Below are 21,992 nucleotides of genomic sequence, written 5' to 3' on the forward strand. Positions count from 1 at the left end.
GGATTTCGTCCTGGAGCAATTGGATCGTTATTTGTTAGAGGCGCAAATGCTTGTGACCGGACACACGACTCACAAAAAGTTTGAGTGCGACACGGTGGATATTGGGGACATTCAACCTGAAGATCTCAAACATTACGCAAGCGCTCTTAAATATCGGGCCACTGTTTTAAGTAATGCGATGGTGAAAAAAACCGATAAGGCAAAACAACCGGGCAAAAAAGCGCTTCGCGTCTGTCACCCGATATTGATTGACGGAACTAACGAGTATTCTAAAAATGGGCTTTTTTACTAAATGCTAAAGTTGTTTTGAGAGTTTTTCTCAAATTGAATGGACTTTTCTTGCATTTGCTCCAACGATAGTCCGATGCGATTCTGGAGTGTTTCCACAAGATCCTTTTTAGAATAATGGTACAAAATTCTAAAATTTTGCACTGCAAACGGTGTTATGTACCAGATTTCATTGAGTTTTTCTGAAAACGGTTTTCCCTGGACATCTTTTGCTGTTAAGTAATCTAAAAAGACCGGAAACCTGGCTGATAACCACTCTTTCCTGAAGACCTTCTCAATATGAAATTCGCTAATCATCAGGAAGGGATTTTTGCTGTTTTGAATTTTCGGGGAGTGTATCCAACCTTTTTCAAAGGCTTTTAAAAAGTGCAAAACGTCTCGTTTATGTAATCCGGCATTGAAAATCCAAATGGGTGTCTGGTAGAAGTCTTCTCGTTCGCTAATAATTTCGGGAGTTAGTCGAGATTGGTGCAATAGAATAATGGTTTTCTTTTCTGTTTGAATATCTGCAAAGTGTTGCTCTCCAGCTCGCTCGATTAGAACTTCTTGCCAATTCTCCTCAAATTCATTGAGCCAACTGTCACGCCATTCGCTATCGTTATCCATCCAATCATCGCATTGCAACTTGTTCTTATGTGCCCAATGGAAAGCGCAAATTTTTCCGCACTTTGCAACTAATTCCGTGTTGCATTTGGGACAAAGAACCCCTTTTAAATGGGGTTCTGGCTTGACTCTTTTACCGTTTAACCGACCAAACTTCATTGCCTTTAATAATCCACAATTTATGTGGATAACCCTGTGGGTACTTGGTTTAATTTTAGTGTGTTTTAAACGGATCCTAATGATTCAATAGGCTTTTATTTAGTTTGGATTCCTTTTTCAGCCAACCAGCGATTGAGCGTCCCCACGCTCAAGCCTTCCTGACTACAAAAGCGTTTCTTAGATCCCGTCCAAATCATGAAACGATCTATCACCTCCAGCCTCTTTTCATCAGAATACCGTCTAGGTCCTTTACGGGAACTCAAAAAAAATCACTACTGTCCATCTATGGAACCGGTAAAGGGAAGCTGTCCATCTCTAAGCAACGAGAGGATATTACGCTTATTTTTATTACTTCGATAGGAGTATTTATCTAAGGTAAATAGCTTATTTTTCATATTTTGGCTAATCTAGTGGTAAACGATAATAGGGTAATATCGAATTGATATGATTAATTAAAATAAAAGTGTTATGTTCACAAATAAGTTGTAACAATTGAAGCGACAAAATAAAAAAATAAGGGAGTATGCTCATCTAAGCAATTCATACTACGATGAATTACCTAGAAAGGAGACAGACATGACAGTATCTCGTCGCGATATGCTCTCAGCCACTATTTTGGGAGCTGCTGCTTTGGTGAGTGGAGTTGCACAAGCCAAGCAAAAAACACCCCTCAAACCAATGAAGGTTAGCCCGAAGCGCCGTGTTTTGATTCAATCGAGCTCGCGCTATCACAATTCCGGCTACCTTGATTTCGCCGGTGACCAATACGAACGTCTCTTCGGTAAAGAAAAGTATGAAATCCTTTTCATCCCGTATGCCAAAGTTGCCGGTACGTACGACGACTATGAAAAGCAAGTGCAAGATGCCTTCAAGCCCTATGGTCACAAGATCGTCGGTATCCATCGCTTTAAGGATCCGAAGAAGGCTGTCCGTGAAGCCAAGGCTATTGCTGTCGGTGGCGGCAACACGTGGGCTCTCGTAACACGCATGTATGAAGCCGGCATCATTGAATTGATCCGCGAACGCGTCAACGCCGGCGTGCCGTACTGCGGCTGGTCTGCCGGTGGTAACGTGGCTTGCCCGACGTTGCGTACGACAAACGATATGCCGATCGCCGAACCGCCGTCCTTTAATACATTCGGCTTTATCCCGTTCCAAACCAATCCGCACTTTATCTCCGGTGGTACGCAAGGTTTGAATAACGAAACCCGTGAAGACCGTCTCGAAGAATTCTTGTGGTACAACAAGGACGAAGAAGTGATCGGCTTGCCTGAAGGTACGGCCTTGTTTGTGACGGGTGAGTACGACTGCGAAGTGATCGGTCCGAAGGACAGCGAAGCCCTCTACTGGTTCCGTCAAGCACCGAAGGGCATGAAGCTGGAACGTATCCCGTTAGGTACGAAGTTCGACGTTCGTAAGATTGTTCCGGGTGGAAAGATTTAATCTATTGAAGACGATCCAACTTTCCTGATAGGAAGTTTTGCCAGGGCCTCGGAGTACTCCGGGGCTCTAGCTTTTTCTGAGTCTCAATTTTGTTTTTTAACAACAGGAAAATAGCAGATAAATTATTAAAAACAAGTTTTTATCGCGATATTGATAGCCGTCAAGTTGCAAAATTAGGGAGGGGGCATAATCAGCTTGACTTTTGATTATTAGGAGAGCCTAAATGTCTCAATTTAAATTATTTACTCCCTCTCTCTGTGCAGCTGCTGTTTTAGCCTGTTGGATTGCTCCTTCATTTGCTCAAGCACCAACTTTGGATTGGAACTCTGGAGAGGTTCCGGATTTTAAGGAAACAACCGTTGTCATTAATCAAGATGAAGCCTCAGCCTCAACCTCAGCCCCTGGTGTATACACATATCTGACTGTACAAGGTGCTGCAAGTGGTCAATTGAATAATTTCACTGCGGATCTTACCCTTAATAGCACTTCGAATTCTCCCGAGCCTCAATTGTCTGTGATCGATATATTGGGAACTTCAAATGTAGAGTTTGGTGGTTCTAGTCTCAACTTATCGATTACCACAGATATTGCGGGTGGCGGAAATAATATGGTTGATGCCATTTATCTTGGTAGTAGTAACGCCTCTACCGTGATTTCCGCTGATACAACAAATATTACAGTCAAGACCACCAACACTAATGGTAAGAGTGCTTATGGTATTGCTGCGTCTGCCGGTAAGCTTTCTTTGACAGGTTCTCAGGTGAATATCAATGTCGAAACGGCAACGGATAGAGACGAAACTAACTATAGTGAATCCATTGGACTTGATGTGTCAGGAGCTGAAGTCGAAGGTTCTGCAAACACGGTCATGAATGTGAACATGGTATCAAGTGGAAGCCATGAAACTGGTAAGTTTAAAGATCACTCAAATTCTGATTACAACGGAAATTGGTGGGGTGCTTCACCTGTAACAGCCGTGAAACTAGAGGGTGGTTCGTTGGTTTTTAAAGGAACTATCAATGCGACGGTTTCCGCTAACGCAGGAAATGCTACGGGTTTGGCAGTTACCAACTATTTTGCTACTACAGTGAACGGTCAAAATTGGAATGATGCCGCCGGCATAATCAATAACTTTAATGCCACTGTAAGCAGTCAATCCGGACGAGCGGCCGGTATTTCAGTTGAATATGTGCCCGATGAAACTCCAGAAGACAAAACCAATGTCATTTTAAAAATGGATGGCGTATCAAACATCTCTGTCAGTACAGAAAAAGGTGAAGCCTACGGTATCTATATGGATGGTGAAACAACGGTAGACGTTAACAACAATATGAATGTTGTAGCAACAGCGGGTGAAAATGGAACGGCTTATTCATTGTCTGTGAACGGAGGAAGTTTAGGTCTTAATGGCGCTAGCAATTCTTTAACCGGTGATGTCAAGTTAACGGGTGGCTCAGAAGTTAGATTTGCTAATGGTACAACCACTATTGATGGCAATGTCACCTCTGAAGGCAGCTCAAGTATTGATGTCAAAAACGCAACGATTGATTTAGCCGAAGGCAATACTTTACAAGCTGAGAAATTTAACAGCATGAAAGGTACGGTTCGTTTAAGTTCGACTGCAGAAGATACCATCGATATTGATGTGCTGACAGGGAATGAACTTAATGTTGTTGCCTCTTCGAGATTAGGTAACCAATTTGCTTCTGTTCAGGACGCTGCTAAAGCCTTGGGCGACAGTATCACAATCGGCAATGAAGCTGGAACTTTAACTGACGTGATTTTGGCGGGCGAAGAAAGTGACATATTAGGTTCTTGGCAAGTGGGTGCCAATGGCGAAGTTATCGCACGCGAAAATACAAAGCTTGCATCCATGAGAGGACTGAATGCTGTTGCATTTGCCGCATGGCGCGATGAAGTGGCTTACACGAATCAGCGCATGGAGTACCTGCGTGATCACTCCCACGCTTATGGTGCCTGGGCTCAGGTATATGGTGGCGAAAGTTCATATGAAGATAAAACCGATTTGAAGACGACGACAATCCAAGTGGGTGCGGATACCGCCGTTGGAAATTGGGTTATTGGTGCTGCCTTCTCATACATGAATGGTGATGCTGATTTAGTTCGTGGTTCAGCCGACACGGATGCCTATACATTGTCTCTTTATGGTGAACGTCGTTTTGATTCAGGTCTCTTTGTTAACGGCTTGGCTCGTTATGGTCGTCTCTCGACCGATGCAAAGAGCGGCAATATGGATTCCTCCTACGACAACAACGCCTTCAGTGTGGGCGGTAATGTTGGTTTTAGATTTAACTTTGCTCAACAAGCTTTTGTCGAACCGACATTCGGGTTGCAATACGCTTATGTGATGGGGGACGACTATAAGGCAAGCAACGGCGTTAAAGTTGAGCAAGACAATTTTGATGCTTTGATTGCAAGTCTTGGCTCAAGAGTTGGTTTTAACTTCCCGAAGGACGCCGGCAAGATTTTTGCCAGAGTTTCTGTTAATCACGACTTCTTAGGTGAAATTGACGGCAAGGCAAGTAACGGTATCGCTGTCGATGACATGTACGTCGATTTAGGCGGTACATGGGTGAGCTACGGTGTTGGTATGCAATTTAATGTCACAGACAGCTTGTCTGTTTGGGGTAATGCTGACCGCACAACGGGAGGAGACGTTTCTACTAACTACATGCTCAATGCCGGTATTCGTTACGTCTTTTAAAGCATAAATACTTATTAACCAGGAAAAGTGTCGAGGATGCTCTGTTCTCGGCACTTTTTAGTTTCTCATTCAGATTTGAAAAACAATATTTTTTTGTGAAATAAGGTCGTAGTTTCGGAATTTTGATTCTCACTTTCTTTTAAATAATTGGTAGAAATTTCGTTAGAGCCTGAATGAAGTTGCTTTTGATCAATTGCTCGATCAAATCTGCTCAACCCACATAATGAATACTCCTATTTTTCATATGAATTAACAGGAAAAGCTTCTGTTTGGGATGTACGTAATCGCTTTTATTATTGAAATGGAAATAATCGTCATCTAACAAGCAACTGGAAATTCTTATAAAACGGATTGTCCCATCATCTGAGAATTCTCAGCCCCAACGGCGCATTAGCTCTTCAGGTAACAAAATCCCTTTCACTTTCCCTTATAAACTTCGTTAGAATTTTCTACCTATTTCATTTAGGTAATAGAAATGACTGAAACCGTAATTAAATCCGAATTAATAGATAAGCTGGCAGCCAGATTTCCTAAAAAGCGCTATATTGAAGTCAGTGATGCAACTAATGAGTTATTGGAAGCTATGTTAGCCTTTTTAGGTTCAGGCCATCGTATTGAGATTCGAGGTTTCGGAACATTTAATATCAGAGAGGTTCAAGGTAAAGTCGGGCGGAATCCCAGAACTGGGGCTTCTGTTGAAGTGTCGCCATCTAATAAAGTACTCTTTAAGTGTTCAAAACACATTATGTACAAATTAAATAAATAACCATTACCGACTATTCGATCTATTCGACTCTATGGAAAAACATTACGATACACTTCGCTTTGAGATCTTCGATCCCTATGAAGCAAAAGAAACTTGGGCTGTAGAGTTTGATAAACGCAACTGGCATTCAGTCAAAATCTTTGTTAACGATAATGAACTTAATGCTCTTTTAGTCGAACTAGAAGATAAAGAAAAAGGAGTCCTCACTCCTACAAATCCAGCAAACGAGTACGGTCACAATGGAGTTTACATAGTCGACCAACTGGAATCAGATTATGCTGATTCATATGGCGCTTCGGTCTGTTGCTGTGCCGGTTGCGGCGAAGAAGGATGCTGGGGCATAAGAGTAAAAGTACGTAAGAGCGAACATGAAGTAGTCTGGCACGACTTTGAGCATGAGCATATGTCATACACTTACGGTGGTCTTGAATTTCACTTCGAACGCAACGCTTACGACGCCGAAATCAGAAAACTTCAACAGTGGGCAAAACAATATAAACATTAAGTCGCCTAGTTCTAATTAGGATTTTGACATTACCCAATTATTCACTAGTCATATCTAAGTAGACCTCTTAAATTCAATTGTCGACTAAATAACAAAGCCGACCTAAAATAAAAATGAAGGCTTGATTCTCAGATAAATCAAGCAAGTTAATTCGCTTGTGTTGAATAATCGAGACGTGAATGGGAACTAAAAGTATTTACACCAAGCAAGAAAAGCAAATTGTCTTAGCCTGTTTTCGAGCAGGGTTAAGCGCCACCGCAGTCTCAACAAAATTAGGCTTCCCAATTCAAACAGTGAAAAATTGGCGTGCCCTTTATTTTAAGCATGACAACTCCTGGGCTTCATTTGACGATGATGAATTCAAGCTTCGGCAAGAAGCATTGATGATGTTTAGGGAAGGACTGGGATATAAAAAAGTCGCTGCTAAATTAAAGATGCCACCATCCAAGATTAAATATTGGTATTTGCAGTACCGTCATGAACAGCTAGCTTTCTTTGATGGCACTAAAAAAGCCTCAAAACACATCCCAGTCGAAGAAAGAATAAAAATATTGAATGATTACGCCAAAACGACGCTTTCCAAGAAAGCCTTTTGCATATCAAATGGTATTTCAGTTGCCACCCTAAATAATTGGCTTAAAAAGGATATATCGTTTAACAATCTCAAAGGATTGTGACTTCTTCTGCTCTTTCAACCAGAGCAATGTCATAGTTGTCATTAAGATAGTAGATCGTCTTTAAATTTGTTCGCCCCTGGTAAATGGCAAATTCTAAAATGGCGTCATAAGGGGGATTTCTCTTAGCTTCTTGCCAACACTCTTCTTTGGTTCCGCGATAAAAGTCTTCGTAATGGTTTTGTTCAAGTACCAAACAATGCAACCGTACCTCTTTACCTTCCCTTTGTAAGTTTTCAATGTATTGTTGATCGTTAGCAGTCGAATGATCCAAGAAGACAATTTCAGGCATATTTCCCCTCTTTTTAGAGTTAGTAAAACTAAAAATATTATTTTTGATTTTTTAAAGGATGCAAAAATTCCATATCCGATAAAGGTTGGAATGCATCTGCTTTAAACGAGTCCCATTGCCGAATAATGAGTTCTCGAGGAATATTCCAGTGCCTGGCGTGCTTGAGTGCTTGTGTCCCCACTAACTTCTCTGCTCTATGAGCCAGCATAATAACGGTTGCCCCCAAATGGTAGTCCGGCCAATGTTTAGATTGTCCCAATAATGGTCCGGGTGTGTAGCCATACAGTGCTCCACAAGGTGTTGTCAGTTCATGACGCACCCATCCTCGTCTTTGAATAATTGCCTGACCGCTCGTAGTCGCTGCACAGTCGTTCCTCATCGCCACTTCTTTTGGAGAAAGAAAACGTGGAAGAAGCTTTTCAGGTAAAAAAGTCTCTAATCCCGGCAAGGTCACGCGCGTCACCGAAGATTTCTGCTGCTTTTGCTTCAGATCTTCCAAGTCATTTTCCCACTCAAGCACTTCAACCAATACGTTAGGCGCTATGTGTTTAGCTACACTTTCCCAATGATTTGTAATGGGCACAATTCTCTTTTTACTGTTCTTCTCCCCTAACCAGTAATGCTTCTCTTCAATAAAGTCATGTCTAAACGCCTCAATATCATTGACGAAAAGGGAAACAGGAACCAAAACCGAGTGCAACGTACTTTTTAGATTATCTCGAAAATAAGTTACCAAGTCCCTGGCGCTATAAAGTTTCGAAGCTCGCTTCCCATAGACACTCAATGAGTCAAGTTCTTTTGAAAAAAAATCTCTTGCTGTGCGATTAACAAAAATAAATGGCAAAACCCCATGAGCCGTTCTGATAAAAGAGTTCTTGCTCCAGGGAAAAACTTCCAAAACATCTTGGCCACACATACGATATTCAGAAAGATATGTTTGAAAATCTTGCAATCCTCTCACCACGATGCAGTTAGGATATTTGGAGCGAATCTCATCCGCTTTTTTTTCATACTCAATCATGAATTCGGCCGCACCGGATAAGAGCATTTTTTCGTCACTGGGCATCTTATAAAACCTTAATGAGTGAACTGAGAGAGAATTAATTTAGTATTATCTCATACATAATGACGTTTCATGGAACGTATCGATCATATCAAATATTGAGACTAGTTAATAAGAAATTTTCAGAATTTTTTGATGATTCCACCCTAATTAAAAAGAAGCATTAGCTACATCTTAAAAAGAAGTTCGGTTTGTTAGATATATTGATAAGAAAAACAGTTTACAGGAGTTTTCTACCATGACTCTCAAAATGCCTGTTATTGTCCTGCACGATTTCTATATTCAAAAAAAGAAGAGTCGTCTCAGTAAGCGACAACAAAAAATTAAAGCCAATAAGCTCAAACCTATCCCATATCAATATTTGATTCCTCAAATTTTCCCAAAAATCACGGAGTCTTCAGAGACTTTCGGTAGCGCCTGTGAACCCTCTCGATTTGTTATTTTGGATGGGAATACGCCTGGAAATAAAATAGCCTTAAGAACTTTAGTATGTGGCAAATTTAAAACTTTCAAAGAAGGCCCGCAGCTCCTACTTGAATATCTCGGTTATACGGGCAAAGAGGGTGACTTTATCGATGAACATCTAAATATTTGGCCCTGGCTTCCTGGTACGTATTTGCAGTTTATACCTCGAGGCTACCGTCATTGTGAAAACTATCCCAATTGTTGTGAACTACGCTTTAAAGCCTCTCGCTCACAAATTAAAAAACGGTTCTATTCATGCACATTACCATTTTTCTATTTCCATCAAAATGAAGACGGAATGTTCCCCAGCAGCGATGTGCTTGAGGTATTTGGGTTGTCAATATTCATTCAAAAGACTGAACTCAAAGATATGATTATTCGAGAAGGCAATCTTTACGAAGAAGAGAAGGCCCGTTTCCTCGCAGAACACCCCGATTTTGATCCTAATGAGTTCTACGTTACTGTTCGAAAAGCCAACTTCTGTAAAGTCACACCGAGTTCTAAAAACTCAAGTGTCGATGAAATTATCGCTGAAGTGATTGCTGCTGAAAAAATCAAAGCTTATGGGCAAAACATTTGGAAGCTGACCGTCCCTTGGATAGTCCTGGACAAAGACCACGACCAAATGATTCCACTCAACATTTACACACCTGAATTAGACTGCTCCGGAAAGAAGCAGGCATTTGCGCCAGGCGATGTAATCTACAGCGAAACCTTTCTGATGGGACGGGTTTTATCAAAAGAAGAATGGGAGCATTGCTCTTTGAATTACTATGGGATAAAAGATGACTAATAGGAAACAAAGCGCAAAAGAAAGACCTTTTATTAACCTACCTAATGGTAAAAGAACTTCTTTTGCTTATTTATCTCGGGTTGCAAACGGTGACAAACCAATTAGTCTTGAACAGTTGAAGGAGTCACACATATGGTCTACCTTAGAGCAAAATGAAAAATTAAGACTTTTAAGCTATTTCAAGACGAAGTGAAAAACTCTTTCAATCGAGAAAATTCACTACCGCTGAGAAACCGTAAATAAAGAAAAATATCCCTTTTCTGAAAAGTTTTGAATGTTAAAAAGCCGACCTCCTAAAGACAGGAAGTCGGCTGCGGTTAATTAACGTAAGCTAGGTTAGAAATTCCAACGCAAGCCGACGTTAAAGAGGTACGGGTTTTCAACATCGCCACCGGAAGTGCGTTCCAGTTCACCGTAAACGTAGGCTTGTTTCCCTAATTGGAATTGGGTGCCAACGCCATAGGTAACCCAACCGCCTCCGAGATCTTCGCTGAGATCGCTCGTGAGGTTGTTCTTAATGGCTTTGCCTTCGGCTTCGCCCAAGAAATCATACGAATAGGAAACTGTGGCATAGACGGTTCCCGCCTTTTCAGGGAAATTCATCCCGGCGCGAACGCCGAGTCTGGTGATCAAGCTTTGATAGTCATCTTGCTCGATTTTGACTTGATTGGACGCTTTAGCGTTATCGCCGGAAATAAAGCCGTAGGTTAATTCGACTTGAGGTTCAATGTAGGCACGTTCTTGCAAGAAACGGAATGTGTGCCCGCCTTCCATGGACAGACTGAAGGCATTGGAGTCCGTGTCAAGCTTCATGTTGCCGGCATGAATATCATTCTTCAAATAACCATACCGACCAATGACGTCCAAATAAGAGCCGGTGTTCGTGAGGTATGTGGCATAAGCGGCAAGACTGTAAGACTTGCCGTCTGCGCTGCCATTGACCAGATCCGCGTCAGAGTCTGTATAGGAGAAGGCGCCGCCGACAATCAAATTGGGATTGATGCGATAGTCGCTGCCGACCTGAATGGTGGTGTGATCCATGCTGATTTCGTCGCCGGAGCCCCATTCGGATTCACCGCCATAAACACGAGCCCAGGCGCCAATCGCAGACTCAGAAGCGCGAACTTCGCCCAAACGTTTGGTGAGGTGATTGATTTCATTTCTCCACTGGACCAAGCTCATGGCGTTGACAGAACTGTAGTCGGCAAGCTTGGTGTTGGCCGCTTGTGTCGTATTCGTTTGGCCATCAGCCGTTGTCGTTCTTGTCCATTTACCGTTAATGTCGCCTTCTTCGACCACTTCAGTCATGGCAATACCATCGGCTGTTTCAGCCAATTGAACCGCTTGCAGGTCGGAGACATTTTCTTCAGTGATTTGGTCGGAATTGATGCCGGAATAGTTAACATTGAGAGCGCCGCCTTGGCCTTCTTCAACAGAGCCGACAGAAAGCGTGGCGGTGGAGATAGAGCCATCTTGATTGGCAACGCTTGAAGCGTTAAATGTGCCGCCATTTTGACTGAGCTTTAATGTTTGCACTTCCACTTTTTGTTCGGCAGAAGAGGTTTGAATCACGCCGCCGTCCATGGAAAGATTGTCGGCTGAGAAAGTGCCCGTTTCCTTGAGAAGCGACACGGAACCTGCGTCTTGCAGATTGAGGTGGTTAACAAAACTGTCTCCGGTTACTTTCCACGTGCCGCCTTGGGTCATTGTCATAGAGAAGTTTTTAACGTCAGACTTCTCTTGCGGGGGATTGCCTGTAATTTTGCTTTGGCCTTCAAGGTAGGAATTTTCACCGGATAATGTTATGTCAACAGTAGCGTCAACGCCTGTGCCCGAAGTGGCCTCATCGTAACTGAAAGAAATATCACCATTAATTTGCGTGGTGGATTGAGTTTCTTTATTGATAACAACAGAGGCGTCTCCACGAGCAACAATGGCGTTATCTGCGTTAATGATGGTATTACCCTCGATTGATACATCTCCTGCGCTCATGGCAGAAATACCGCTCGAGTTGCGTTCAGCATTTGTGGACTTTGCTTCAATGACGATATTGTCGGCCTTGATGGAAAGCTTAGAACGTTTAGCTGGATCAAGGTCATTACTGGCGACGTGAATCGCTCTCGTATCGGTTCCACCTTCAGCGTAAATTGAAACATTTTGTCCGGTGATGTTTGCTTGACCACCGTTCTTTTTCCATTCAGCAGTATTATCAACCCATATACCGAAGGCTCTGGAGGAAGGATTTGATTGAGTGTTGATTGCCTTAATTAAAACCTGATCCGTTTCCTTCGTTCCAATGTTTAATGTTCCATTTGTACCAATATAGGCACCGACCGCCTCGATATTTCCTGTTGCATTGGACGTAATATTTGTACCAATCATTGTCAAGCTGGAGTGATTGTCGAGACTGCTATAGACTTGAATGCCATTCGCACTAGAGAGTGCATCTTCAGTTTGTGTACCAGTACTAATTGTTGTCAGAGAAATGAGACTGTCTTCAGCTCCAATTGAAATGTCACCGCCATGTAATGCAGAGATTCCACTAGCTTGATGCCCAGCTTCTGTCGTAATGAAAATATATTTTGCAGCAGCTTCTATTGATGAGTCTGGAGCAGACTCCTTACCTTCGGCCCAAATGCCCGTCGCATTATTTGAAAAGATAGTTTTTATATCAATATCATTTACTTCGGAATTGCCAAGCGTGATGTTTGCACCATCTAGTGCTTTAATGCCTGATATTACATGTGGGTTATACGTTGATGTGGATGCCGTTTGAGTTTGTATTTTTATGGTTTGCGCATTTTGACCTATGGTAATCTGGCCATTATTTTGGCCAAAAACAGAAATGAGGTCTTTATTTAAATCTGTTATCGTGGTTCCTATATTAATCTCTTTTGCATTAACGACTAGGGATGAATCCGTTCCGTTTCTAACGCCATAGACTTTCCCATCTAATCTCACATAATCAGTAGAGGAAGAACCGATAAGTACCTCTGAGCCTTTATTTGCATATACAGCTGCGGCTGCCCCCTCAACGTCAATCTTAGAGCCCTCAACAGTTAATTTAGCTCCATACGCATATAATGAGTCGCCGCTCTTTCCTTTTTCTACTCTAATGTCATCAGTGATTTGACCAATTGATGCAGAAACGCTGACATCGTCTTTAATTACTCCCCCCTCGCCAAATTCTTGAGTTTGGTCATTAACAAATAAAGTTCCATTTAACTTTACTGTTGCAGCATTAGTAGTAGAAAAAACACTCGTCATCAGCACTGCCGTAGCGATAGCAGAAAGCCGTGCCAATTGATATTTTTGTTTTGATTTCATGGAGAAGACTCCTTTTGAGTTAAGTACAAAGCTATTATAGGATTGAGTATTTTTGTAACTCAACTATTTTTTGAATTTAAAGAGTGAGGAGTTTTGAAAACAGAATTATTCTTTTCTTTTAAAAGGTTCGAAACGAGCTATCTTTATGAAATTCCATAGAAAATTAGACTGACAAACTATTGATCAAGTTTGTATAAAAACAACATATTTGGAATAGGGTTGCAGAACAGGAATTTTGAATCTCTATAGAAACCTCATTAAATCGAGTTCAGAAGCTGAACGTAGTACTCATTGGGCGATTTCATCCCCAATTTTGAATGAGGCCGACGTCCATTATAGTAGTAAAGCCAGTCCTGCACATGGCTCTTGGCCTCCTCTCGTGAATTAAAGCTTCCGTTTAAAGGCAATGTTTCTCGTTTTACAGTGGCCCAAAAAGCTTCTGCAGGAGCGTTATCCCAACATTGAGCACGTCGACTCATTGAGCTTCGTAATTGGTATTCTTGCAGTGTTTCTTGAAAAGCTTGGCTACAGTATTGAGAGCCTTGATCGCTATGAAAAATACAACCTGCATCGGGTTGTTCATTCTCATAAGCCTTTTTTAAAGCATTGATAACCAGTTGTTTGGTCATGCGCTTATCAAAGCAATAGCCAACCAATCTGCGCGTCCCCAGATCAATCACACTGGCTAAATACAGCCAACCTTCAGCCGTTGGAATATAAGTAATATCACCGCACCAAGCTTGATTAATTCCAAACTCATCAAAGCGCCTATCTGGCAAATTGGGCGCTTTGAGCAAATCGTGTTCACTGTCAGTGGTACAAACATACTTTCGATGAAAACGATGGAATAATCCCTCCGCTTTCATCAATCGACGTAGGCGTTTTATATCAATACTGATGCCCTTTTGCCTAAGCAATCGATAGCAAACAAGTACGCCGGGGACATAGCTTTTTGTCACGGTTTTAATTTCTGCTTTGAGCGTTTCAAGAATAAAAGCGTCGGTATGAACCACTCCAAACCGATGCTCTTTATCACTATTTCTCTAGGCATAAAAACCGCTGACGCTGACGCCCAACAAATGACAAGCACGGGTGACTGGCAAAGCAGCATGCCGACCAACTTCTGCACAACGAATGCAGTGTTCAAGGAAGGCGTACCTCGTTACGACATCTTTGCGAAGTACGCCGCTGCTTTTTTTTAGAAAAGCAATTTCTGCTTCTCGTTCTTTCAGAGCCTTGCGTAACCGAGCATTTTCTTCAGATAAGGAAACATTCTCTGAAGGCATTTGCCCTTTGGCTTGAATGATCCAACGATTGAGTGTTTTGTAACTGATCCCAAGACTATTGGCAACGCTCAGTTGAGATTCTCCGTTTTGGACACGGATGATGGCTGATTTTTTAAATTCTTCAGAAAAGCGTTTGTGCATTTTGATCCTCATTTCTGTCAAGTATTTTAAAAAAGTGAGAATCAAAATTCCGAAACTACGACCTTATTTCACCCTTTTCAAATCCTCCGGCTTACCGCCGGAGGGATCTGAATAGAATAAAGATTGAATAGCTACCCGATGAGTCTTTTGACTAAAACATCATTAAAGTCAACGCCTTTGACGCCTTCAGGGATATCCATTTCTGGCACATGTACCAAAACCTTAATTCCCTCTTGCATCAAACGAGTCTTGAGGTCCTCGGCTGCACGCTCCCCCTCCCCGCTTGTGTCTTTGTCCGCATAAATGTGAACTTTTTTGACACCAGCTGGAACTTGAAAGGTTCTCATCCCGTTTGCACTGATCACAGACCAACACGCCATACCGGTTAACCGCATGACCGATAATGCAGTCTCCAGCCCCTCGGCAATGCCGAGCTCCGGTTTTACCGAAGTTAACCGGATTGCCGCCCCGTTAATACTCATGCCGTCAGGCACGCTCATTAACTTTTTGGGTGATGGCACTTTGGCCTTAAAACCGTTAAAGCTTAAGTAGGTTCTGTGTAGTGTCACCAAATTGCCTTCACAATCGGTGACGCGGCAAATAAGTGCCGGGTAGGTGCCCAACACTTTCTCACCATCAGCATAAAAAAGTCCAGGATGCACAGCAAAGCTCTCCAATCCCTTGCCGTTTGCCGGCAGAATAAATCGCCGCATGAGATAACGTCTGGCCGCAAGAATAGCCGCATGATTGGTAGACAACGGCAACGAGTCTTTCCATATCTTTAATATGGCTCCCCTCTTTTGCTCAGCTGCCCTATCATGCTGCGCTTTTTCTGCTTGAGCTTTAGCCTCGCGTTGCTCAGGTGAATCGGCTTTGTGGGCCGACCAAATCGTTTTATTAAAACTCTTGTCATCAAACTTAATGGCACGTTTGCCAATCCGTTTGACATTCACCCAATCACCCGCCTGAGCTCTGATGCCTTCTAGCGCCGTCTTCAAATCCATTCCCCAGAGCGTTACGGTCTTTTGATTCTCCAATTGGAGAGTCACCGTAAAACTTTGAGCATTTTTAGGATTATTCAAATAAGGAGCATCGTGCAGGACTTTGATGCAGCCCGTGTACTCCTCTTCCTTATCAGGACGTTCTATTCTGGCACCACCCAAATTTCTCACTCCCAGTACTCGACCGACTTCGCGTACTGTTTGTGGAAAATTCCAGTTGTTAACCCACATCAGCAACGCAAAACCATCCGGGAAATGCCCACAGGTATTGCAAATGCCGTCACCACGTGCTTCGTAGTGAGGGAAAAGACGAAATCCATCCACACCTCCATGTACAGGACAAGGAACGTGGCGTCCGGCTTTTTCAATCGCCGGCTGCAATTGAGGGGCCAGAGCCAGGAAGATTTCTTTCCAGCGATAAGACGCTTGGCGTTTGACCTCTTCAATCACATTTGGATTCATAGTCATTAACCTCATTTTGTTTTAAAAGTGTTCATTGATGCAATGCGAACGACATTGACTCATTTTTAATCACTCAGAAGAACCATTAAAGCGTGAGTACGCACCTGAAAGTTTTCATCATTTACAGGCATAAAGATGCGCAATCAAGGGACTGCAAGAATTTTTAATTGGCTTAAAAAGATATCTGGGCGGATTGTATCAAGAGCGTATTGAGCCAAAATCCCATTTAGGCACAAAGAAGACTCCTTAATTCCATGAGCACTATATTCAAAAATTGAATGGACATTGAAGCTATAAGTTTCTTGAAATTATCCGAATACCTTTCACAAAAATAAACGTCTTCAAAGTTTTGCCGGCAAAACTCTTTTTTCAGTGTATCGTATATTCAATAAAGGCATTGACAACCCCACCCAATCTGACAGATAACTATCTGGAAGACGAATTACAAAAAGATGATGATCAAAGATACTGAATTATCGCAAGATACAAAAATTCAACGAAAAAAAGAACTAGGTAAGGCTCTCGCCACCGCGACAAAATTTGGCTTACGCCTCGAATGGATCTTTCGGACGAGATGTTGGAGCGAATTTTCAAAGATGAGTAGCCAATCACTGACAAAATACTTCTCAAACTAATGGAGTTATACGGAATAAAAAAGAACCAGTGAATATCGGACGTTTATATGAGATTAATGGACGGTTATTTGAGATTATCCGAAATGCCTTTCTTATTTTTAATTACGAAAAGTCGCTCAGGGTTTTAAAACTTTTTCCCTGACCGACCTTTCGCACACAAAATTATCAAAAAGATTAAATTTGCTCTTCTATTTCTTTGGCAGCAAAGGGTAACGCAAATCTCAAATATCCTTCATTCAAAAATATAAAATCCCCTTCATTAACTGGGCGTTTCTGCATCGCCGGCATTACCTCAAGTATCTTTTCATTTTTAAGATCATCAATCATTATTATGTGGTTGTCTCTTCTTATTAAATGGTAGTTTTTCCCTTCAAGATAGTTGATCAACGGTTTTAGTAATTCAAATTGTTCATCGACACTCTTTCTTTCAGGCAATGAAGAGTTTTTTGCCCAATTTAATAAATCTAAGGCTGATTTTCTGTCTAACAAATGATGAACTCTTTGGTTTTGATAATGTTTTAAACAATCAAAACAGGCGCTCTCGCAGGAACATTTGCTTAATAATTCTGTTGTCTCTTTTAATAAAATTTGAGCTTGATCTGTCAGTGAGGTTGCATAACCGGCACCACTCGACAGACTGTCATAAATAAAGATATCAATAAAGTCCCCACTTGAATTATGTCTAAAACGATAACCGGCGTTGATTTCTGAAAATTCAATATCCAATATTTTGCAAGCCGCCATCCTTAAAGCTTCGGCCAATGTACAAGCCGCCCTATCTTTCCACGGATTATTTTCGAGGGATAAATTCATGCACTCGTGATCGAGGATAAATTCCATCACCATCATATCTGTTGTGAAATTAAATCCAAGATTTACATGAACCGGAGTATGTTTGCATACCGCACTACTTCCTCGATAGGGACGTAAAACATCAGCGCTAAACTCTTCACTATCTGCGGGAGCAGCTGCTCCACATTTGGTACATACTAGGAACCCTTTGTTTTTAGGACCAGGATTTAGTAGAAGAATCTGTTGTTTCTTTCTTGAAGCGACTTTTATTCCTTTGTATCCGATGACTTCGTCCATGACTTCATTATCGTCTGGCAAAGTACTATACATGGGGATGCCTGTATAAGAATATTCCTCTACTGCCCTTACTTTGGGAATCGATCTTCCATTTTTAGGTGCAAATCCCCAAGGTTTCAAAGTATCCGGCATTCTCTCAATTGACTTATTCCCACAGAAGGGACAACTTTCTTCCGCATTGTGGTCTGTGCCAAACCACCCACAAGAGGTACAGCGATACGTTGGTTTTAAGTAGTTCTCATCATTAAAGTAACTTTGAGCCTCATTCACTTTCTTATGATTGGTGTGGTTATAAATACCTCCAATTAAATAGGTTTGTTTATCCACAACAATTGAACGACCTGGTGCGTATTCGTTAATAGCTATATCCAAGCTTCTTTCGATTTTATGAGTTAATTTCCCATTCCAATCTTCAATATTCATGGAAACAACGTTTTTGGGAAATGAGTAGGTTGCCACCAATCCGTCTTGGTATAAAACATCAAGCAAAGAAACGTCATTCTCAAACAAATCCGGATGTTTTTTAAAACGTGCCCGGATATTATTTAGGCCTTCCAACATAAAATCACAGGCCTGGGGAATAAATTTCCGGTTCTTTAGATTGCTGTGATCCTCTTTTCTCCATTTATTAATAAATTGCTTAAAATCATCAAAGTCTTCAATTAAGAAGTCTTTAGCTCCATACTGATCAATATCTATCGATTGCGGCAGAAAATAATCATGGAAAGCTATCAAAGATAAATGGCGCATAATCAACGTAGGGTTGTTGACATCAATCCAAGGCTTTCTGGCGTCTCCTCTAACCATGGGAGAGGGATCTCTGAAATAAATAGAGTCATGGGCACTATCACTACAGTAAGTGAGAATTGTTGAAAGACTTGTTCCCCGTCTACCCGCGCGACCGGCTCGCTGCTGATAATTTTCACGTTTAGGCGGCATGTTTCTCAATCCGACCGCTACTAACGAACCAATATCTATGCCGACCTCCATCGTCGTTGTACAACTTAATACATCTACCGGCTTCTCATGCTCTGTAATAATGTCTTGAAAACGTAATTCGTACTGTTCAGTTTTTGACCACAAATCCAAATTTTGTTCTTTATGGGACAGCTGAGCAGTATGCTCCTCAACATCTATCTGATTTATATGATATTTATCGTCTAAGCAATCAAGTAACGGTTTGCGCCAGTAATCAATCTTATGAAGAGAATCCTCATCCATACGATGAATATTTGCTGATCCGCAGTGCGGACACGCCTTATTCCACGTGAAAGCTGATATTTCCGAACAATCATCGCAGCGATACCACGGATGGTCTTTTGCAAAACATGCTCGAATTTTTCTAAGAGAAATAAAATAATTCTGATTCTTAGTATCAATATCTAACAGTAAATCTTTGAAAATTTCCACAAGTTTTTTCAAATCTTTTTCTGGAATTTTGGTTCGATTTGTGTCTAAACCTTCAAATATCTTATTTGATTGGATACCCCAAGATTGATAACCAATTCGAACCTCATCTCTAGCTTGAGTACTTATGTCTTGTCCTAATGCCAAAGAATCTTGACAGACATTAATAAACCACAGATTAAACAGTTCAATAATTTTTTCTTTTTCAAGCCCCGAAATATGCTGATATTCCAACTCATCCATAATCATATCGAGTACTTCAGGAGTTGGCTCTAACCAACAAATTGCAGAATCGTAAAGCGTATTAAAGGTGCCGCAAAATAGTTTTAGGAACTCAACTCCGTATGCAAATGGAAATTGACTTTTCGGCTCAGGACGGTATTGTTTCTCTCTTCCATTACGGCTATACCTGTCATAACTGTTATATTCTTTTTTAGCATGGACTGCGAAATTTTCTCGGCTCTCCCCTTCAAAAAGATCAAGCTGACTGAGATAAGCCTCTAATGCTGTATAGCCATACAAATCCTCAAGAGTATAGTCGTCACCAGCCATTTTCATTTTATTGATTGCCCGGAGAGTTAATTGTCGAAATGCTGTATTGTCTGCATATTCAGACATATCTCGTGCCAGTTTTGCAGCCTGCTGACGACTATCTGAAAAGACTAGGACTTTTTTACCTTTGTTAAGTAAATTTTCCTTACCCGGTACTTCTGGCTGTAGAAAGAACTGAGATCGAATTAAGTTATAAAACGGTAAATTACCCCGGGTAGCGAAACTTGTAATTTCTCTTCTTTGGAGTTTATGTTGACAATGGGGACAGCTGTAAAAAGTCATTACTTCAGGTTTACCGCTATCTTGATAATCGCTGAAATACAACTCTCTAACATCTTTCTTCCCCAACCAACTATCATCATTGGCTTTTACAAAACCACTGGTTGTATCTAAATAACACTTATTCAAAGGATGCTTTGATGAGTTCTGAGGAGCTTTATAACCTGTTGGAGGTATGTAGAAATAGACTTCCTTTAAGTCTTCTTTTAAATGAGCCCCAGGCTGATCCCACATGAAGGATCCTTCTTCACTTAAAAGTGCACTTTTATACGTATAAGCTTTAAAGAATAAAGCCCCACAGCGTCGGTCGTTGTACAGTTCTAATACTTTATGGTGACACACTGGGCAATATTGATATGTGTCACTTAAAAATAATTTGCCCAATTTTATCCCACCGATGTCATGAGCTTCCTCGCAATTGGGATTGGAACAAGCATATAAGCCCTTAATCCCTCGGAAAAACATGTGTAATCGTGCTGAAAATAACCGATTACCCTCTTTATCGATCGCTTGCGGTGCAATGTCTAACAGCACATTGATTGCTTTCAATCTTTCCGGTAAAGATAATTGAGGATAGAGTTTTTGACCTAATTCCAAAAGTGATAGAGCATTCCCTTGGCATAACTGTAAAAGTTTCTGAAAATCAACATACTCTAAGAGATGGTCAAATAGCCAACTTTGGGCCTCTTCAAGAGAGTTCCATTTTGGAATCGATCGATCCACGCTCTGCCAGAAATTAATTAAAAACAGCAACTGGCCTTCGGCATCTTTTTTGTAGTCTAAATCGATTTTTAATAAGGTTTTTACAGGTATTTCTTTTTTTAAATCCAGAAGATAAGTTTGTTTTTCTCCAAGAATAATTGGAAATTTATCGACACTATTCGTTAAATCAGAAGCAAATTTTTGTACGCTGCTTAGTTCGCCGCTGGGTAAACTGGCAGTGGTTAATATAAATTGGACTTGATGTCGTTTAACCCCTAAATAATGAAGCATACGCTCGAACAACAGAGCGACTTCGCCGCCTGCAGCTCCTCGATATACGTGGGCTTCATCAATCACAAATAAAATCTTGTTTTTGGGCGAAGCGGCTAACCATTTTTTTGTTTGATTCCAAATTGTTTGTTCAATTGGTCTCAAAAGCATGTATTCCAACATTGAATAGTTAGTAACTAAAATGTCCGGTGCTGAGCGCTGCATTTCAAACCGAGTCAACATCTCAGCATCTGAATTAAATGTCCGATGCCGATCAGACATTTTTTCAGACGATAAGTTATCAACAAATGCTTTCAAATCCCTTTTAGCCGGATATCTTCCTTCTTTTTTCAATCTTCTTTGGAAGTCTTTATCTTCCATATCCGTCAAGTGAGATAAGGTTTGGGCTAATTTCTTATCTTTTTCACTATCAGGCTTTTTACCGGGATACGGGGTTCTTCCCGTATACATCCCAAACTGAGGACACCGAACTATATTTGAAGAAAACTCTCTAAAAATTCTTTGATATTTACCCTCTTCATCACCCAAAATTTTTCTCAATCTGCTTATCTGATCACTGACTAAAGCATTCATCGGATAGAGTGCAACCACCCGTACTGCTCTTTGATCCCAAGTTCTTGGGCTATTTCTTGCTTCATTTATTAATTTGGACAAAACCGGCCATAGAAAACATTCTGTTTTACCAGAACCTGTTCCAGTAGCAACCACGAAATCTTTTTCATGGAACCCCAGTTCTAGCGCCTCTATTTGATGCCGATACGGCGTAGTAAAAACACCCAATTTTTGTGAAGCTAATTGTGAGAAATAGTCTTTTAGCCACTGAGGTAATTCTTTAGAGTGTTGTATCCCATCAGGTACTCGAACATAAGACGGCGTTGATTCGATATAGGGCAAACGATAAAGACCGCCCTTCTCATCTAATAATTCCGGAACTGTTTGGGCTAAAAACTCTGATTTGCTGAAATATTGAGCTATCAGATATTTTTTCATTTCTGAAAAAATTTGTTCATGAATATTCCAGGCGGTGTACTGAGCGGACACAAT

The 21,992-nt window shown here is 41.2% G+C and carries 15 protein-coding genes; 7 read left to right on the plus strand and 8 right to left on the minus strand.

The window, feature by feature from the left end; all coding sequences use genetic code 11:
- A partial coding sequence (locus tag M3080_RS06130; protein WP_249092325.1) for a hypothetical protein occupies nt 1-292 on the plus strand: 292 nt, incomplete at its 5' end.
- Here the strand turns inward: M3080_RS06130 and M3080_RS06135 are convergent.
- Entirely contained in the window at nt 289-894 is a 606-nt protein-coding gene (locus tag M3080_RS06135; RefSeq protein ID WP_249092326.1) for a hypothetical protein, read from the minus strand. The two genes, M3080_RS06130 and M3080_RS06135, sit on opposite strands and share 4 nt — an antisense overlap.
- Nucleotides 895-1,626: 732 nt before the next feature.
- Here M3080_RS06135 and pepE point away from each other — a divergent pair.
- The 5 genes from pepE (at nt 1,627) to M3080_RS06160 (ending at nt 7,166) form a co-directional block, all read left to right on the plus strand.
- Nucleotides 1,627-2,493, plus strand: coding sequence for a dipeptidase PepE (gene pepE / locus M3080_RS06140; RefSeq protein ID WP_022472706.1), 867 nt, complete (start codon nt 1,627-1,629; stop codon nt 2,491-2,493).
- Nucleotides 2,494-2,716: 223 nt separating this feature from the next.
- Entirely contained in the window at nt 2,717-5,218 is a 2,502-nt protein-coding gene (locus M3080_RS06145) for an autotransporter outer membrane beta-barrel domain-containing protein (RefSeq protein ID WP_249092327.1), read from the plus strand.
- 475 nt (nt 5,219-5,693) lie between these two features.
- Nucleotides 5,694-5,984 carry an HU family DNA-binding protein gene (locus M3080_RS06150; RefSeq protein WP_249092328.1) on the plus strand — a complete coding sequence of 97 codons (291 nt, stop codon included), beginning with the start codon at nt 5,694-5,696 and terminating at the stop codon, nt 5,982-5,984.
- 31 nt (nt 5,985-6,015) lie between these two features.
- Nucleotides 6,016-6,489: a hypothetical protein gene (locus tag M3080_RS06155; protein ID WP_205050103.1), complete on the plus strand. Its 474-nt coding sequence runs from the start codon at nt 6,016-6,018 to the stop codon at nt 6,487-6,489.
- A gap of 179 nt (nt 6,490-6,668) precedes the next feature.
- Complete coding sequence (locus M3080_RS06160; protein WP_249092329.1) at nt 6,669-7,166, plus strand: helix-turn-helix domain-containing protein; 498 nt, start codon at nt 6,669-6,671, stop codon at nt 7,164-7,166.
- On the opposite strand, the gene M3080_RS06165 is transcribed toward M3080_RS06160, so the two are convergent.
- Nucleotides 7,153-7,455: a hypothetical protein gene (locus M3080_RS06165; protein WP_249092330.1), complete on the minus strand. Its 303-nt coding sequence runs from the start codon at nt 7,453-7,455 to the stop codon at nt 7,153-7,155. The genes M3080_RS06160 and M3080_RS06165 overlap by 14 nt on opposite strands.
- A gap of 37 nt (nt 7,456-7,492) precedes the next feature.
- The gene (locus M3080_RS06170; RefSeq protein WP_249092331.1) at nt 7,493-8,476 is read right to left on the minus strand and encodes a hypothetical protein; all 984 of its coding nucleotides are present in this window, start codon (nt 8,474-8,476) and stop codon (nt 7,493-7,495) included.
- Between the two features lie 280 nt (nt 8,477-8,756).
- Here M3080_RS06170 and M3080_RS06175 point away from each other — a divergent pair, with 280 nt between their 5' ends.
- A complete protein-coding gene (locus tag M3080_RS06175; RefSeq protein ID WP_249092332.1) occupies nt 8,757-9,776 on the plus strand; it encodes a hypothetical protein in 1,020 nt (339 codons plus the stop codon).
- A 336-nt stretch (nt 9,777-10,112) separates the two neighbouring features.
- On the opposite strand, the gene M3080_RS06180 is transcribed toward M3080_RS06175, so the two are convergent.
- The 5 genes from M3080_RS06180 to M3080_RS06200 all read right to left on the minus strand — a co-directional run bounded on the left by M3080_RS06180 (nt 10,113) and on the right by M3080_RS06200 (nt 21,989).
- Nucleotides 10,113-13,103 (minus strand): autotransporter outer membrane beta-barrel domain-containing protein, encoded by a 2,991-nt coding sequence (locus M3080_RS06180; protein ID WP_249092333.1) that lies wholly within the window; start codon nt 13,101-13,103, stop codon nt 10,113-10,115.
- Between the two features lie 257 nt (nt 13,104-13,360).
- The gene (locus M3080_RS06185) at nt 13,361-14,116 is read right to left on the minus strand and encodes an IS3 family transposase (protein WP_249092334.1); all 756 of its coding nucleotides are present in this window, start codon (nt 14,114-14,116) and stop codon (nt 13,361-13,363) included.
- 30 nt (nt 14,117-14,146) lie between these two features.
- Nucleotides 14,147-14,530: a transposase gene (locus tag M3080_RS06190; RefSeq protein WP_249092335.1), complete on the minus strand. Its 384-nt coding sequence runs from the start codon at nt 14,528-14,530 to the stop codon at nt 14,147-14,149.
- Between the two features lie 131 nt (nt 14,531-14,661).
- Nucleotides 14,662-15,999, minus strand: a complete 1,338-nt coding sequence (locus tag M3080_RS06195) for a toprim domain-containing protein (protein ID WP_249092336.1) — start codon at nt 15,997-15,999, stop codon at nt 14,662-14,664.
- An 803-nt stretch (nt 16,000-16,802) separates the two neighbouring features.
- A complete protein-coding gene (locus M3080_RS06200; RefSeq protein ID WP_249092337.1) occupies nt 16,803-21,989 on the minus strand; it encodes a DEAD/DEAH box helicase in 5,187 nt (1,728 codons plus the stop codon).
- Nucleotides 21,990-21,992: the final 3 nt, after the last annotated feature.

Origin of the sequence: Parasutterella secunda (assembly GCF_023336895.1) — a bacterium.
Lineage (GTDB): Bacteria > Pseudomonadota > Gammaproteobacteria > Burkholderiales > Burkholderiaceae_F > Aphodousia > Aphodousia faecalis.